The 14639-nt window shown below is 62.6% G+C and carries 17 protein-coding genes; 10 read left to right on the top strand and 7 right to left on the bottom strand.

Translation table 11 applies throughout. From position 1 onward, the window contains the following. Position 1 precedes the first annotated feature (1 nt). Complete coding sequence (locus tag ACR9Y2_RS15910) at positions 2–1210, bottom strand: efflux RND transporter periplasmic adaptor subunit (RefSeq protein ID WP_435042383.1); 1209 nt, start codon at positions 1208–1210, stop codon at positions 2–4. Positions 1211–1404: 194 nt separating this feature from the next. Here ACR9Y2_RS15910 and ACR9Y2_RS15905 point away from each other — a divergent pair, with 194 nt between their 5' ends. Beyond that, complete coding sequence (locus ACR9Y2_RS15905; protein WP_435042382.1) at positions 1405–2583, top strand: DUF1624 domain-containing protein; 1179 nt, start codon at positions 1405–1407, stop codon at positions 2581–2583. A 4-nt stretch (positions 2584–2587) separates the two neighbouring features. Here the strand turns inward: ACR9Y2_RS15905 and ACR9Y2_RS15900 are convergent, their stop codons facing one another. The 4 genes from ACR9Y2_RS15900 to ACR9Y2_RS15885 all read right to left on the bottom strand — a co-directional run bounded on the left by ACR9Y2_RS15900 (position 2588) and on the right by ACR9Y2_RS15885 (position 5825). Next, the gene (locus tag ACR9Y2_RS15900) at positions 2588–3301 is read right to left on the bottom strand and encodes a hypothetical protein (RefSeq protein WP_435042380.1); all 714 of its coding nucleotides are present in this window, start codon (positions 3299–3301) and stop codon (positions 2588–2590) included. 90 nt (positions 3302–3391) lie between these two features. After that, a complete protein-coding gene (locus ACR9Y2_RS15895; protein WP_435042379.1) occupies positions 3392–3979 on the bottom strand; it encodes a GNAT family N-acetyltransferase in 588 nt (195 codons plus the stop codon). Between the two features lie 107 nt (positions 3980–4086). Further along, positions 4087–5367, bottom strand: a complete 1281-nt coding sequence (locus tag ACR9Y2_RS15890) for a hypothetical protein (RefSeq protein WP_435042378.1) — start codon at positions 5365–5367, stop codon at positions 4087–4089. Further along, the gene (locus tag ACR9Y2_RS15885; protein WP_435042377.1) at positions 5364–5825 is read right to left on the bottom strand and encodes a GNAT family N-acetyltransferase; all 462 of its coding nucleotides are present in this window, start codon (positions 5823–5825) and stop codon (positions 5364–5366) included. Before ACR9Y2_RS15885 ends, ACR9Y2_RS15890 begins: the two co-directional genes overlap by 4 nt. A gap of 35 nt (positions 5826–5860) precedes the next feature. Here ACR9Y2_RS15885 and mazG point away from each other — a divergent pair, with 35 nt between their 5' ends. Genes mazG through ACR9Y2_RS15855 form a run of 6 tightly spaced genes read left to right on the top strand, consistent with a single transcriptional unit; the run spans position 5861 to position 11415 of the window. After that, on the top strand, positions 5861–6685 hold the full coding sequence (gene mazG, locus ACR9Y2_RS15880) for a nucleoside triphosphate pyrophosphohydrolase (RefSeq protein ID WP_435042376.1): 825 nt from the start codon (positions 5861–5863) through the stop codon (positions 6683–6685). After that, entirely contained in the window at positions 6640–7398 is a 759-nt protein-coding gene (locus ACR9Y2_RS15875; protein ID WP_435042375.1) for a GNAT family N-acetyltransferase, read from the top strand. The genes mazG and ACR9Y2_RS15875 overlap by 46 nt, the downstream gene beginning before the upstream one ends. Next, positions 7383–8504, top strand: coding sequence for an o-succinylbenzoate synthase (gene menC, locus ACR9Y2_RS15870; protein WP_435042374.1), 1122 nt, complete (start codon positions 7383–7385; stop codon positions 8502–8504). Before ACR9Y2_RS15875 ends, menC begins: the two co-directional genes overlap by 16 nt. Beyond that, entirely contained in the window at positions 8501–9391 is an 891-nt protein-coding gene (locus ACR9Y2_RS15865) for a DMT family transporter (RefSeq protein WP_435042372.1), read from the top strand. Before menC ends, ACR9Y2_RS15865 begins: the two co-directional genes overlap by 4 nt. A 4-nt stretch (positions 9392–9395) precedes the next feature. Further along, a complete protein-coding gene (locus ACR9Y2_RS15860; protein WP_435042371.1) occupies positions 9396–10694 on the top strand; it encodes an MFS transporter in 1299 nt (432 codons plus the stop codon). Further along, positions 10678–11415 carry an SDR family NAD(P)-dependent oxidoreductase gene (locus ACR9Y2_RS15855; RefSeq protein ID WP_435042370.1) on the top strand — a complete coding sequence of 246 codons (738 nt, stop codon included), beginning with the start codon at positions 10678–10680 and terminating at the stop codon, positions 11413–11415. The genes ACR9Y2_RS15860 and ACR9Y2_RS15855 overlap by 17 nt, the downstream gene beginning before the upstream one ends. Here the strand turns inward: ACR9Y2_RS15855 and ACR9Y2_RS15850 are convergent. Beyond that, positions 11412–12914, bottom strand: coding sequence for a methyl-accepting chemotaxis protein (locus ACR9Y2_RS15850; protein ID WP_435042369.1), 1503 nt, complete (start codon positions 12912–12914; stop codon positions 11412–11414). The two genes, ACR9Y2_RS15855 and ACR9Y2_RS15850, sit on opposite strands and share 4 nt — an antisense overlap. A gap of 42 nt (positions 12915–12956) precedes the next feature. Continuing rightward, positions 12957–13502, bottom strand: a complete 546-nt coding sequence (locus ACR9Y2_RS15845) for a DUF2721 domain-containing protein (RefSeq protein WP_435042368.1) — start codon at positions 13500–13502, stop codon at positions 12957–12959. 52 nt (positions 13503–13554) lie between these two features. Here ACR9Y2_RS15845 and ACR9Y2_RS15840 point away from each other — a divergent pair, with 52 nt between their 5' ends. From ACR9Y2_RS15840 to ACR9Y2_RS15830, 3 genes are all read left to right on the top strand, one after another. After that, positions 13555–13875, top strand: a complete 321-nt coding sequence (locus ACR9Y2_RS15840; protein WP_435042366.1) for a hypothetical protein — start codon at positions 13555–13557, stop codon at positions 13873–13875. A gap of 161 nt (positions 13876–14036) precedes the next feature. Further along, positions 14037–14222 (top strand): hypothetical protein, encoded by a 186-nt coding sequence (locus tag ACR9Y2_RS15835; protein ID WP_435042364.1) that lies wholly within the window; start codon positions 14037–14039, stop codon positions 14220–14222. Continuing rightward, complete coding sequence (locus tag ACR9Y2_RS15830; RefSeq protein WP_435042363.1) at positions 14203–14529, top strand: type II toxin-antitoxin system PemK/MazF family toxin; 327 nt, start codon at positions 14203–14205, stop codon at positions 14527–14529. Before ACR9Y2_RS15835 ends, ACR9Y2_RS15830 begins: the two co-directional genes overlap by 20 nt. The last annotated feature ends 110 nt before the right edge of the window (positions 14530–14639 follow it).

Below are 14639 nucleotides of genomic sequence, written 5' to 3'. Positions count from 1 at the left end.
GCTACTGCAGGATGACTTTCTGGCCCTGCGTCAGGCCGGAGATCAGTTCGGTCTTGACCCCATTGGAGATGCCCAGCTTGACCGGCAGCTTCTTGCGGCCCTTTTCGGCCGTGATGTCGGGCACTTCCACCGAGGCATTGCGATCCTTGTCGTAGAGCACCGCGGCCTCCGGCACCAGCAGCACGTTGGGCTTCTCTTCCATGATGATCTCGGCATTGGCGCTCATGGCTGCTTTCAGCTGATTGCCGGGGTTGTGGATGGAAACCTGCACTTCAAACGTCGTGACGTTCTCTTTCTCCACACCCAGGGGCGCGATCTTGTAAACCTTGCCGTCGAACTTCTTGTCGCGGAAGCTCTCCACCACGATGCGCGCCGGTTGGCCCATGTAGACCTTGCCGATATCCGCCTGGTCCACCTTGCCGCGCACGAAAACGTCGCTCACATCGCCCAGCGTGAACAACAGGGTCGCCTGCGAACCCAGCACCACAATCGAACTCACCGCATTGCCCACTTCCACATTGCGGGACAGCACCAATCCATCGATGGGACTAGTGATCGTCGAATTCCGCAGATCTTCCTGCACCCGCTCAAGCACAGCCGTCGCCTGCGCCACCTGGGCCTTCGCCCTGGCGATCTCTGCCCGGCTGACAGCCAGGGTACGGAACGCCGAGCTCTGCTTGTTCAAAGCCATTTGATACAGCTTTTCGGCGTCTTCCACCACATTCTTGGCGATCAGGCCTTCCTTGTTGAGCTGTCGGGCACGGTCCATGCCTGCCTTGGTAAATGGGACGTCCGGACCTTCCGCCTCGACTTTGTTCCGCTCCAGCGACGCCATGGCCGCCTCTTCCGCGGCCTGGGCCGCCTGCAGGTTCGCCTTGGACTCCCGCACTTGCGCTTCCAGCAACTCCTTGTCGAGTTCGGCCAGCACCTGACCCTGGCGTACATTCTCACCGTAGTCGACAAACAGCTTCTTCACGATGCCGCTCGCCTTCGACTTCACTTCCACGGTGGACCGCGGCTCAATCTTGCCGGTGGCCACTACGCTGCGGGCAATATTGCCGCGATCGACACTGGCGATTTTCGAGGGATCGATCTTGTTATCAGGCTTTAACGCCGCCCGGACACCCACGCCCGCTCCGGCCAGCACCAATACGATGACCAACGCCCAAATCCAGCGGCGCTTCGACGACTTCTTCCCATTGCCTGCCATGATGACTACTCCCTACGGTATTAGCGAATCGCCGCTGTCCCCGGCGCTTCGTTCAAATGATCCAGACGATTGAATCAGGCCAAATGTTCCGGAAAATGCGTAATAGACAATCCGACCCGGCAGGGCCAGAATGCCGCTCCGCGCAAGCCTCGACAAATCGGTACACTGCATTAGGATCCGGCCCAGGAAATATCATGAGCAGTGCGTCGACTCTCCCCCAACGTCCAGCCACCGTGAGACTGACTGCGCTAGACACTCTGCGCGGCCTCATCATGGTCCTCATGGCACTCGATCATGCCAGCTTCTTCATCGCCCGCATCCACCCCTTCGAGTACTGGAACATGGGTCTGCCCCACTACCAGGACACAGGCTGGTTCTTCACTCGCTGGATCACCCATCTCTGCGCCCCCGGCTTCTTCTTCCTCATGGGCGCCGGACTTGTGTTTTTCCGGGCTGCCCGCCTGGAAGCCGGTTGGAGCGAGACGCGCGTCACCCGCCATCTGATGGGCCGCGGCGCAGTACTTGTCCTCGTCAGCTACCTGCTCGAAATGGTCGTTTGGCTGCTGCCGGAGCGGTTTAGCCCGGCCGGCACCACCATGACCCCCATCTCGGGCGAACAGATGCCCTTCGTCGTTCTCACCGTCCTGGTGACCCTCGGCCTCACCATGCTTCTCAGCGCGCCGTTGCTGGGTCTCAGCCGCCGCTCCTGGCTCGCCATGGCGTTCATCGCCATCATGGCTCCGAATTTCCTCATTCCCACGCTCCGCGGCCACGAGGCCTCCGCCGGTGTCCTCATGCACCTCTTCGTCGTACCCGGCTCCGTTGGCATCGTTGCCTCGATGTACCCGCTGCTGCCCTGGTTCGGAATCTGCGCGCTCGGCGTGGGGTTCGCCCATCTCCTGAGAAATGATGCCAGCCGCGCCCTGCGCGCCCTGCTCCCCATGGGCCTCGCCTATCTTGTCGGCTTCGCCGGCATCCGTTACGGCGGAGGTTTCGGCAACCTGATGGTGCCCACCGGCAACAGCCTGGAATCGTTCCTGACCGTGATCAAGTACCCGCCCAGCCTGGCGTTCTGCCTGCTCACCCTCGGCATCAACCTTTCTCTACTGTCGCTGATATACCGCGCCGGCACCTGGCTTGACCCGCTTCGTCGACTCTTGACCGTCTACGGCCAGGCCCCACTGTTCTTCTACCTGGCCCACCTGTGGCTGTTCTGCCTGCTCCGCCTGGCTTTTTTCCGGGATGCCAGCCCGGACCGCTGGGTACTCTATGCCGTCTGGATCGGCGGCGTGGCCCTGCTCTACCCCGCCTGCGGCTGGTTCCGCCGCATGAAAGCAGCCCGTCCGCCGGAATCGCTGCTGCGCCTCTTCTAACCTGCTAGTACTTCAATTCGCTGCCGAAGAGGCTGTGCGGGATGCCGAACACTACCAGCGTGACGATCGCCGCACCCAACGCCCACAAGCCCGCTTTCGGATTTCGTCGCGTCTTTAACCACGCAATCACCCACGCCAGCCACGCCACCGCGGTCTTGTTATCCGTCAGATCGGTACCGAACGGCCAGCCTGTCCAATAGGCGCCGAATGCGTACTTCTGGACGACCGGACCCAGAATCAGACCGCCTACGGTCAGCAGCCCGATCGTGGTGAGAATCAGATTCGTGTAGTTGGGCTCCGGCCGGAAGAACTCAAACCCTGCACGGGTCGACAACAGCATGCCCACGAACATACAGAAGATATGGACGACCAGGACCACCTGCGGCACTTCGCCCTTGAACCGGATTACCACCGGTTGGCCGTGCAGCGAAACCCGTTCCAGGTCTTTCTGCAGCACCACCCGGTACATCAGCTTGCCCGCCGGTGGTTGATGAGGCAGGCGTCCCACCAGGTCGCCGGACTGCCGCGCCATCTTCGAATAGGTCCATTGGTCGTTTGTCTTGAACCGCTTCCAGCCCAGCGTCCCTTCCACGGCGGCGTCCGCCACGGGCACCCGGACCTCGGCATCACCGTCGCCCTGGGTGCGCGGCAGACGGAATGAGACCTCCGCCCCAGCCAGCTTCACCTTGCCCCGGACCGGGTAACTCGGGCCGGTCATCCTTTGATATACGGCGGAAGCTACCGTCAATAGAAGAGCGAGGATCCAGAGTGTGGTGGTACGGCGCACCGTTTTATTATTTCAGACTCTTCAATCCGTTTTCAGGATCCCCGCGAAATCGTCCTGCACCAGGCGCATGGTCATCCAGTCGTTCAGGTGCCTGGCGCCGAATTTGGCGTAGAATTCCTGCGCCAGCCGGTTCCAGTCCAGCACCACCCACTCCATCCGGCCGCAGCCCCGGCGATCGGCTTCCGCCACCATCTCGCGGAACAGGGCCGCGCCCGCTCCTTTGCCCCGGAATTCCGTCCTGACGAAAATGTCTTCGAGGTAGAGGGTGGGCAGCGCCAGGAAACTGGAGTAGGTTTCCAGCACCAGCGCATAGCCCGCCGGCTGCCCATCGACGAAAGCCAGGAAGGCGTCGAGACGCGGCTTGTCACCAAAGATGTCCCTCACCAGGCGCGCTTGCGCTTCCGGCGTCGGCGGATCCAGCTTTTCGTAATCGGCCAGCGCCCGGATCAGGTCGAGGAGAATCGGCGCCTCTCCGGCGCTCGCACGGCGAACTTCCAGCATGCTACCCAGTCTAGGACACCGCCTGGCATTTTTTCGCGCCCGCCGTGTAACGAATCCGGGGCCTGCGACACGATACGGTATCGGCTGTATGGACGTTCGGATCCGCAAAGTCCTGGCCTTGTCGGAGGAGGCTCACCTGGAGGAGGTGAGCCATTTTCTAACGGGTTTGCCGACTGTGTTCCGATCAAGCAAGCCGGAGGAGGGGCGCAATGCGGCTAGCGTTGCGCCTCTTGTAGTCTCGGATCGTCCAATCGAAGCCGATACATCACCTGGTTGTAGTTGTACCGCGGAGTCTTCTGCCTGGCGTCGCTGAACGAATCAGTATAAGTTCCCTCCAGGTAGAGCACCTTCCCACCGTCCTGCTGGAAGTACGGGTGCGCGACGACGTTATAGAAGTTGTAATGCTCGTGCCGCAGAATCTCCACCGCCGGGCCGTAGGGACCTTCCGGCTCCCTCGCCTCAGCGTAAGAAACCATCCCGGTCTTCTCCATCAGCATGATCCAGCGATGGCGGTATTCATTCCACACCACACAGGAGATGCGAGTGGCATTTGGCGGAAGCTGCACTTTACGCTCTTCCCATAAGGATGGATCCTGGATCGCGGCCCAATCGTCCTTCACCCGCAGCCACGGGTAGAGATACCAATACCCGTTGTGCCGGAACGGATGCGCGGAATAGTGGCTCTTCCTGCACGGCATCTGGACCCACGCTTCAAACTGCGCCTTCGCGTCGTCGAACAGAGCCACTCCGCACTCGTCCGGAGGCTTCAATCCGTCCTGGCGAGTATAGGTGGCCAGCAACCGCTCGCGACCCGCCGGATCCTTCACCGCGACTAGCCCCTCGATCCACACCAATCCCGGCCGAGGCAGCGGCAGCATCCCCTTCGACCGCCCCTTCCCGTCCACGAAGTAGTGCAGATCCACGCCAACCGCGGGATCCAGCCCGCCACGCCCGGGCAGTTCGCTGGTAGCGCCGGACACGCTGAAATTCCAGAAGTCCGGGCCAATGGTGTCGCCCCAGATCCAGAACAGCTTCCCCTGGTAGATCGCCGTGGTGGCCGTATCCTGCCCCAGCACTTGGCCATTCAATAGCGGTTCGCGGATCGGTGTCTTTTGCCCGAGTAGAACCGAGTCGCGGTAGATCCCTTCCCCCGTCACTCGGTAGAGCCGCTCGGCAATCATCTTCCGCCGGATCTTCACCGTCGCGCGCCCACCCGGATTCAACCGCAGAATCAGCCCGCGCCCGAATACGAGTTTGTCCGGATACTCGTAGCCATCGCTGGTGACCTCGACAAAGACCGGCCGGCCCATCAGCGCCGGTTCGTTCAGCGCCGCCCACCCGTTGGAGTCCGTGAAATACTTCACGTCATTCTGCAGTTTCAACTCCACCAACGGCACCCCGCCGCCAGTCTGGTCGTCCACCACCCGTACCCCGAAGTACGGCGATGGCGCAGCCGCCAGGACAGTTAGTGTCAGAAGCGGGATCAGCCCTCTCACTCGGTCACCCGAAGCCGGAGTTCGTAGCAGCTGGCCTCTGGCGGATTCGCTGGCGAGTAGGGCGGAATCACTTGAAATCCCAGCGACTTATAGAGATGTTGAGCAGCGTCCATGGAAGGCAGCGTATCCAGGCGCAGCGCCGCATACCCCCGCGCCTTAGCCGACTCGATCAACCACTCGGCCATCGCCCGTCCGGCCTTCAGCCCCCGGTAGAACGGCCGCACATACAGCCGTTTCATCTCGGCCGTCCCGTCGCCCAATGCGCGCAGGGCCCCGCAGCCAACCGCTGAGCCTTCATGAGCAGCCAGCAACACCGCCTCGTAGGCCGTTTCCAGCAGCGACAGCTCATCCTCAAACCCGACGACACATACTGTTACGCCCGGCGTCTGGGCGTACTCCCGGAACAACTCGCGGGCGAGATCGAAGTCGGCCGGTGTCTCTGCAACGTGAAGGTCCATATTTCCGTTATGTTACGCTGGAATTTCCCCTCGCAATGTCAGACCCAAGCAATCCATCCGCTGGTGAGAAATTCCAGCGATTGGTTGAGATCATGGCCCGCCTCCGCGCTCCCGACGGATGCCCGTGGGATCGTGAACAAAATTACGATTCCATCAAGCCTTACACCCTCGAAGAAACCTACGAAGTGATGGACGCCATCGACCGGCGCGACTTCCCTGGTTTGGCCGAGGAACTGGGCGATCTCACCCTGCAGGTCGTCTTCTATGCCCAGATGGCGGCCGAGGAAGGGCTGTTCGACATTGGCGACTCGCTTGACGCCATCAACGAGAAACTGATCCGCCGTCACCCGCATGTTTTCGCAGCCGGCGACGCGAAAACCTCTGAACAGGTTCTGCGCCGCTGGGACGAGATCAAGGTCCAGGAGAAGAAGGACAAAGGCGAGAAGCCCAAGGGCATGCTGGACAGCGTGCTGAAGGCCCAACCCGCGCTGACCGAGGCCGCCCAGATCTCACGCAAAGCCGCCGGCGCCGGCTTCGACTGGCCCGATATCGACCAGGTGCTCGACAAGGTGCGCGAAGAACTGGGCGAACTGGCCGAGGCGCGCAGCCGCGAGAATACCCACGACGTGGAAGGCGAACTCGGCGATCTGTTGTTCACCCTGGTCAACGTCGCCCGTTTTTTGAAGGTCGATCCGGAGCAGGCCCTGCGCCGCACCAACACCAAGTTCCGCCAGCGGTTCGCCCACGTCGAGCAGCAATTGGCGGCGCGCGGCCGCAATTTTTCGCAATCGAATCTCGAGGAGATGGAAGCACTGTGGCAGGAAGCCAAGACAATCGTCCCATCGAACTCCGCCACCTGACGGCCCTGCCCGACCTGGGCGAGGCGGTCCGGCTGCAAAAGGAGATCTGGGGCTTTGAAGATATTGAGCTGTTACCCCAGCGCCTGTTTGTGGTCGCCACCAAAGTGGGCGGGCAAGTCATCGGCGCCTTTGACGGCGACCGCATGATTGCCTTCCTCTTGGCGATCCCCGGCCTGAAGCGCGGCGACAGCACTTATCTGCACAGCCACATGATGGGCGTGCTGGAACCTTACCGGAATCTCGGCGTCGGCCGCATGCTGAAGCTGAAGCAGCGGGAAGAGGCCCAGGCACGCGGCATCGGGTTGGTGGAGTGGACCTTCGATCCGCTCGAGATCAAGAACGCTTACTTCAACATGGAGCGCCTCGGCGCCGTCGTGCGCCGCTTCGTCCTCAATCAGTACGGCACCACCACCTCGCACCTCCACGGCGGACTGCCCACTGACCGCTGCGTGGCCGAGTGGTACATCGATAGCGACCGCGTAAACCGCATCGTCACCGGCCAGCCCTACGAAAAGCCGCCCGTGCTCGAGCGCATTCCGGTGCCTGCCGACATCGCTGAGATCCGAGCCACTGACTCGCGCCGCGCCCGGGAAATCCAGGCCGGCGTCAGCGAACACTTCCTCGAGTACTTCAACCGCGGCCTGGCCGTCATCGGATTCGAAAAAACGCCGGAATTCGGCACATACCTTTTAGGACCATGGGATTCAAAATAGAGCACGTCCGTCTTCACTGGATCGAAATGCCGCTGGTGCATTTCTTCGAGACCAGTTTTGGCCGCACCTATTCGCGGCAGATGATTCTAGTGGAAGTCTGCTGCGGCGGCGTCTCCGGGTGGGGCGAAGTCACCTGCGGCGAGCACCCCTACTATAACGAGGAATGGACTGAAGGCGCGTGGGAACTGCTGAACGCCTATATCGTCCCCGCGGTGCTCGGCAAGAGCTTCGAGAAGGCTGCCGAAGTAGGCAAGTGCACGGCCGGCATGAAAGGCCACCGCATGACGCGCGGCGGGCTCGAGGCCGCCTGTTGGGACCTGGAAGCCCGCCTGGCCGGCGTCCCCTTGTGGAAACTGATCGGCGGCGGTGCGCGCCCCGAAATCCCCTGCGGCGTCTCCATCGGCATCCAGGATTCGGTCGCCCAACTGCTCGGCAAAATCCACACCGAAGTGGACGCTGGTTACCAGCGCATCAAGATGAAGATCAAGCCGGGCTGGGACGTCGAGGTCATCCGAGAGGTGCGCCGCGAGTTCCCCTCCATCCTGTTGATGGCCGACGCCAACTCCGCCTACACGCTGGCCGATATCGACCACCTCAAGAAGCTGGACGAGTTCAACCTGATGATGATCGAGCAGCCGCTGTCGCACGACGAGATCATCGACCATGCCCAGTTGCAGGCCGCGCTCGACACCCCCATCTGCCTGGATGAGTGCATCCGCACCGCGCACCACGCGGAACAGGCCCTTCGCCTGAAGGCCGGCCGTATCATCAACATCAAACTCGGCCGCGTGGGCGGCTTCGCCGAAGCGATCAAGGTCCACGACATCTGCCAGCGCCATGGCATTCCCGTCTGGTGCGGCGGCATGCTGGAAAGCGGCATCGGCCGCGCCCACAACATCGCCCTGGCCACCCTGCCGAACTTCGTCCTGCCCGGTGACGTCTCGGCCAGCCGCCGCTACTGGAAGCGCGACATCATCGATCCCTGGGTGGACATCACCCCCCGGGGCACCATCGTCACCGGCGACGCGCCGGGCTTCGGCTATCCACTCGACCTGGAATTCCTGGAGAGCGTGCGCACGCGGCACGAGAGTCACGCCGCCCAGTGAACACCTCCCGCCGGCGGCTCTACGGCCTGGTCTCGTTGATGACCCTGGTATGGAGCCTGAACTACATCGTGGCCAAGTACGCCCTGCGTGCTTTTCCGCCCCTTGTGATTGGCCCGCTGCGCGCCGTCACCGCGGCCGTCCTGCTGGTCCCCATCCTACTATGGATGAAACGCCGCCAAACCAAGCCCAGCGAACCCTGGGTCTTCAAAGAGGTCGCCTCCCTCTGCGTTCTGGGCATCTTCGGCATCACCCTGAACCAGGTGCTCTTCGTCGTCGGCATGAACCGCACCAGCGTCGCGCACGCCGCCCTCATGATCGCCACCACACCCCTGCAGGTCATGCTGATGGCTGCCTTCCGCGGGCAGGAACGCATCAGTCTGTATAAGCTGGCAGGCATGGGTACCGCTATCGGCGGCATCGCCGTGCTGAACCTCGCGCCCGGCCGCACCGCCCATGGCGCCTCGTTTTTCGGCGACGCCTTCGTCTTCCTTGCCGCCTTCTCCTTCGCCTTCTACACCGTCTTCGGTAAGGAACTCGCCCGCCGCCACGACAGCATGACGGTGAACGCCTTCGGCTATAGCGCCGGGGCCCTCGCCGGCGCGCCACTGCTGCTCTGGCAATCGGTCGATTTCAAGTACACCGAAGTGCCGTGGTCCGGCTGGTGGGCCCTCGCCTATATGGCGCTGCTCTCCTCCATCGCCTGCTATCTCATCTACTCCTACGCCCTCAACCACCTGCCGGCCTCCCGCGTCGCGGCATTCTCCTACATCCAACCGGTAGTCGCCGCGCTGGCCGGACTGCTGATCCTGCGCGAACCCATCACCCCCGGCGTCGCCACCGGAGGTCTGCTGGTCCTCAGCGGCGTCTGGCTGACCGGGAAGAGGTAGCCCCATGGCCGGCTTCTTCAGGCTCCTCCGGAACAATCGCAACTACCGCTGTACCTGGATGGGGCAGGTGGTCAGCGAGGTAGGCGACAACTTCAACAACATCGCCGTCTTTGCGCTGGTGATGGAGCAAACCCACTCCGGTCTCGCCATCAGCGGAGTCATGCTGGCCCGCGCCGTCGGCATGATCACCGCCGGACCCGTCGCCGGCGTCGTACTTGACCGAGTCGACCGCCGCAAAGCCATGATTGTCAGCGACCTCGTCCGCGCGGTCATCGCCATCTGCTTTCTCTTCTGCACCGGACAGCGCAGCACCGGCCTGCTCATCTTCCTCAGCGCCCTGCTCATGTTTGCCTCGCCGTTCTTCACCAGCGGCCGTGCCTCCATCCTGCCGGTCATCGCCAGCAAGGAAGAACTCCACACCGCCAACTCGCTCACCCAAACCACGCAGTGGACCTCGGTCGCGATCGGAGCCTTCCTCGGCGGCGCCACTGCCAAGGGTCTCGGCTACAACGTCGCCTTCGGCTTTAACGCCCTGTCGTTCCTCGTCTCCGCCGCCTGCATTTCCCTGCTCCGTGTCCCGTTTGGCGCCAGTTTCAAAGCCGAACGCCGCGACATGAGCGAAGACCGCGTAGCGCGCCCCTGGCAGGAGTACCGCGAAGGTCTCGCCTACATGGGCCGCACCCCGCTCATCCTCGCCATCGCCCTCGTCGGCGTCGGCTGGGCGACCGGGGGCGGAGCCGCGCAGATCCTCTTCAGCCTCTTCGGCGAGGTCGTCTTCCAACGCGGAGCCGCGGGCATCGGCGAGGTCTGGGGCGCCGCCGGCATCGGGCTCATCGTTGGCGGAATCGTGGCCAACGTCTGGGGCAAGAAACTGCGCTTCGAAGCCTACAAGTGGCTCATCGTCGCCTGCTACATCGTCCACGGCGGCGCTTACGTCCTGTTCAGCATCAGCCGCAGCTACCTGCTGGCCCTGTTCTTCATCGGCTTGTCCCGAGCCGCCGTCGCCGTCAGTTCGGTCATGAACTTCACCCAGATGCTGCGCCATGTGCCCGACGAATTCCGCGGCCGCGTCTTCTCCACCATGGAGTCGATGGTTTGGGCCACCATGATGATCTCGATGCTCATCGCCGGCCTGGCCTCGGTTACCGTGGATCCGCGCATTATCGGCGTCATCGCCGGCATCCTCAGCACCTCCACTGCGCTAGGCTGGGGTTGGGCGCAGGCGCGCGGCCTGCTGCCGGAGCCGCCTTTGTCAGGCGTCAATCCTGAGGAGATCGAGGTCCACGGTGAAGCCAGTGTCTGAGCTGACAGGCAAGGTGATCCTCGTCACCGGAGCGGCCAAGCGCATCGGCCGGTCCATCGCACTCCGCCTCCATCGCGAAGGCGCCCGCGTCCTCATCCATTACGGCGGCTCGGAGACAGAGGCCCGCGAAACGGCCGCCGAGTGCGGCGGTGCTCCGCTGTTCCAGGCCAACCTGGAAAATGTGTCCGAGATCCGGCAACTGTTCGCTTCGATCGAACAGCAGGTGGGCCGCCTGGACGGTCTCGTGAACAATGCAGCCCGCTTCACCAAGATTCCGGTTTTGGAAGTCACCGAAGCCGACTGGGACTTCATCCATTCGGTCAACCTGAAGGCATACTTCTTCTGCTCCCAACAGGCGGCGCTCGTCATGCAGCGCACCACCGAAGGCCAGGGCCGCATCGTGAACATCAGTTCCATGGGCGCCTTCATGGTCTGGCCGGATCACGTCCACTACAGTGCCTCCAAGGCCGGTGTCGTGGCCCTCACGCGCGGCTTTGCCAAATCGCTGGCGCCGGGCATCAGCGTAAACTCCGTGGCCCCCGGCGTGATTCCCTTCAAGGAAAAGGACGATCCAGCCATCATCGCCCTCGCCAATTCCACACCGGCCCGCCAGCCCGGCACGGGCGAAGACATCGCTGACGCAGTCGTCTACTTCCTGGAAGCGTCCCGGTTCGTCACGGGCCAGGTCCTGCAGGTGGATGGCGGCATGGGTCTACGCTAGCCCAGACGCTTCTTCGAGAGCCCCACCAGCTGGCATACCGCCTGAACCGTATCCTCCAGATCCGCCGACGTGCGGCCCAATTCGTCAGCCTCCGCCGCGCTCACAGCAGCATCGCGCGCATTCTCCCTCGTCGTCTCCCCTATCCTTTCCAGCGCGGTACTCAAACGCCCCAGCCCCTGCACCTGGTGCTCGCTGGCCTTGTGTACCTCGGAAACAACGCTTCGAAGCTTGTGGGAATCTTCCGCGACAGCCTTCATCGCGATCTCGGCTGTGTGTACACGCTGGAAACCGTCCTCCGCCCGCAGTCTCAATTCCTCAATCAGGCCCGCCGTCTCTTTGGCCGCACCCGCGCAGTTCTGCGCCAGGTTCCTGACCTCGTCGGCCACCACCGCAAAGCCCAGCCCCGCCTGTCCGGCGCGAGCCGCCTCGACCGATGCATTGAGGGCAAGGATATTGGTTTGGAAGGCGATGTTGTCGATAATCTTCAGGATCTTCGCAATCTGCCGGCTGGAGGAGTGGATCCCCTCCATCGCCTTCAACATCTCGTTCAGCGACTGCTGTGCCTCGTTGGTCCGCTGATCGGCGCGTTCCACGAATTGCGCCGCGAGCGCGGCATTCGTCCGGTTCTCGCCGGCAGCCTCAGTCACCTTCCCATTCTCGCCGGCCGTCAGTTCCAGGGCCTCTTCCTGGCTGGCGGCGCCGCTCGCCAGGATCTGGCTGGATTGAGCAATTCGTTGGCTGGCGGCAACAACCTCTCCGGCTGAACCGCCCAAACTCGCAATCACCCGCGCAAATCCCTGCCCGGCGCCCCTCAACACAAATAGCCCGCCAAGTCCGACCGCAATGGTGATAGCTACCACCACCCATGCCGCCGTCGAACTGTGGGCCGCCGTTCGCCTGCCGTCCTCCGCCGTCGTGCCCATGAAGCTGCGCGCCGCCTCTTCCATCTGCGTCGCCGCTGCACCCGTCTTGAGCACCAGCGGGGCAATCGTGTCCGTCGCAATCGTGTGCGCCGTGTCAAATTGCCCGGAGGTCGCCAGCCTTTCGTAGTCGGAGAACCGCGTCCGGAACGTTTCCACTCCACTACGGATCAGTTCCAACTGTGCCGCCTGGTCTGGCGGAAGCACCTGCTTCAGTTCCCTGATATGTCCGTCCACCCCCGTGGCCGCCTCCAGAAACTCCGTCCGGTGCTTCTCCGCCATCCCTGATTCGTGACAACCCGAGCATTGTCCTTTCTTGGGCGACTGGTCTTCCAGCAAGGCGATCACAATCCCAATCTGCGCCGAATGCGAGGCCGACCGCATGCGTTGAAAGTCCGTCTGCAGCGCCGCCGAGAGTTCCATCCGCCGGGCCGTGATCCTGGTGGAGTTGTCCAATGCCGAAGTGAGCGTGCGCAGGGAGTAGAGCGAGAGAATGCTCAAGGCAATCGTGGCCAGGACCAGGGCGCCGGCGGAGCCCAGCAGCTTCGTTCGAAGATTCCAACCAGTTGACGAATGCACACCGAGCGTATCGGTGCGAGGGGCGGCTAACGTGAGTGAAACTTAGGCTTCCGGCAACCGGGTCTGCTGCTGGTCGGAGTAATAACGGGCCAGCCGCCGGTGGAATTCGGTCTCGTCGTAGAGGTCCTTGACCGCCAACCGCGCCTCCAGCGCCAGCATCACCGCCGCCACCAACATGCAGCAGGCGCCGCCGATCCCGAAGAACACCGGAACCCAGTAGACCCAAACCAGGGTGAAAGTCGACGCCAGGCCGATGGCGACACTGGTACAAACATAATTGACGGCCGCAAGGTACAGCAGGGTCAGGGCGCGCTGGATCAGATTCAGGCGCCGCCCCTGGAGCTTGATTTCACCCCTGTGGTGCTCAATTCGCTCCTCTCGTAGCGCCACATCGAGCATGCCCTGCGACATCTCATCCAATTGGTGCGACAGGGACCGCATGCGGTCCACAATACGTGCCAGCCGGTTGGACGTCGAGAGGATGAACGTACCACAGGCTGAAAGCAACAAGGCCGGGGTGATCATGGCCGCCAGGACGTTCAGCGCCGTGCCCAGGTTCGTTACGTTCAGTTGAATGTGAGGCCACATACGAGTTATCTCATTGTCTCAAGTTCGGCCTCCCTTCTCCGATACGGTTGGTGTGACGAGTCTGCTACACAATGCGAAACAGCTGCTGGAAACAGCCGCCGGATCGGTGGAAGCAGGCCTGGACACCGGTGACTGGACCGTCTTTATTGGACCCGAAGGCGGCCTCCAGATGATCGCCGGGGCGGAGCAAGCCCTGGCAAGCCTGACCGCGGACCGCGGCGCCAGAGCCGCCTGGCGCATCAGCCGTCAATCCGGAACGGTCCGGGTAGAAGGCCTGGCGGGCACCGATCATTGTGTCTTGGAGTCGAAGCCGAAGAGCGCCACTCTCCGCCGCCTGGTCAGCGATGTGCGGCTGTATGAACTGGCGGCGTGAGGGAATGCACCCTACCGGCACTGCATCTCGCTGAGCTGAGCTCGACCGAACTGGTGCAAGTGTCACCCTATCTTTGTAATGCGCGGCAACTATGATTCGGTGGAGGAGCTGCCGCCGTCAGGGCTTGCAGCAGGCGGTAGAATAGGAAAGGAGAGATCGTAGTGGACGCGTTGACAGAAAAACTGGAGGCGAAGCTGCGGGAGTGGAAACCCGAGACGGCCGCCCAGGTGCGGGCACGCGTCGCAGAGGTAATCGAACTCGCGGACCATGGCGTCCTCGACCTCCTGCGATCACGTTTTGTAGAGCAGGAAGTCCTGGATCTCCTCGATGCACCCGCATCCCGGTGAGGTTTGGCTGGCAGATCTCGGGCTCGCGGCAAAGACAAGGCCTGTCGTCATCGTTTCTCGCTACGACCCGGACGCTCCTCGGGCACTCGTGCCCTACGCCCCGCTGACTACCCAACAACGCCCCAGCTCTTACGAAGTACCGCTCCCACGTGTTTCCTACCTCGACAGGGAATCTGTCGTGAACGTGCAGGGGCTTGGGTCGATTCCGATGGTCCGGTTGGAGAAGAAGCTCGGCAAGCTTTCCAAGGACGCATTTGCGAGGGTGAAGATTGCCCTGACCTATGCACTCGATCTGAAATCCGAGTGAAGTCGACACGCCAACCGCCTTTGGCCAGTGCTTCCTGGATGATCACCCGGCATCGCACGTTGTGCCTCCATCGTACGGCTTGGCCACCCGATCCTGACCGCGCCCACAAA

The sequence above is a fragment of the Paludibaculum fermentans genome, assembly GCF_051172195.1.
GTDB classification, from domain to species: Bacteria; Acidobacteriota; Terriglobia; order Bryobacterales; family Bryobacteraceae; genus Paludibaculum; species Paludibaculum fermentans_A.
The sequence above is the reverse complement of the archived record's forward strand: the minus strand, read 5'-3'. Positions and strand labels throughout refer to the sequence as shown.

What these genes read in the sequence shown, in the direction of transcription:
- ACR9Y2_RS15910 (WP_435042383.1), bottom strand. Translation starts at nt 1,210, where the DNA reads ATGGCAGGCAATGGGAAGAAGTCGTCGAAGCGCCGCTGGATTTGGGCG.
- ACR9Y2_RS15905 (WP_435042382.1), top strand. Translation starts at nt 1,405, where the DNA reads ATGAGCAGTGCGTCGACTCTCCCCCAACGTCCAGCCACCGTGAGACTG.
- ACR9Y2_RS15900 (WP_435042380.1), bottom strand. Translation starts at nt 3,301, where the DNA reads ATGACCGGCCCGAGTTACCCGGTCCGGGGCAAGGTGAAGCTGGCTGGG.
- ACR9Y2_RS15885 (WP_435042377.1), bottom strand. Translation starts at nt 5,825, where the DNA reads ATGGACCTTCACGTTGCAGAGACACCGGCCGACTTCGATCTCGCCCGC.
- mazG (WP_435042376.1), top strand. Translation starts at nt 5,861, where the DNA reads ATGTCAGACCCAAGCAATCCATCCGCTGGTGAGAAATTCCAGCGATTG.
- menC (WP_435042374.1), top strand. Translation starts at nt 7,383, where the DNA reads ATGGGATTCAAAATAGAGCACGTCCGTCTTCACTGGATCGAAATGCCG.
- ACR9Y2_RS15860 (WP_435042371.1), top strand. Translation starts at nt 9,396, where the DNA reads ATGGCCGGCTTCTTCAGGCTCCTCCGGAACAATCGCAACTACCGCTGT.
- ACR9Y2_RS15845 (WP_435042368.1), bottom strand. Translation starts at nt 13,502, where the DNA reads ATGTGGCCTCACATTCAACTGAACGTAACGAACCTGGGCACGGCGCTG.
- ACR9Y2_RS15830 (WP_435042363.1), top strand. Translation starts at nt 14,203, where the DNA reads ATGCACCCGCATCCCGGTGAGGTTTGGCTGGCAGATCTCGGGCTCGCG.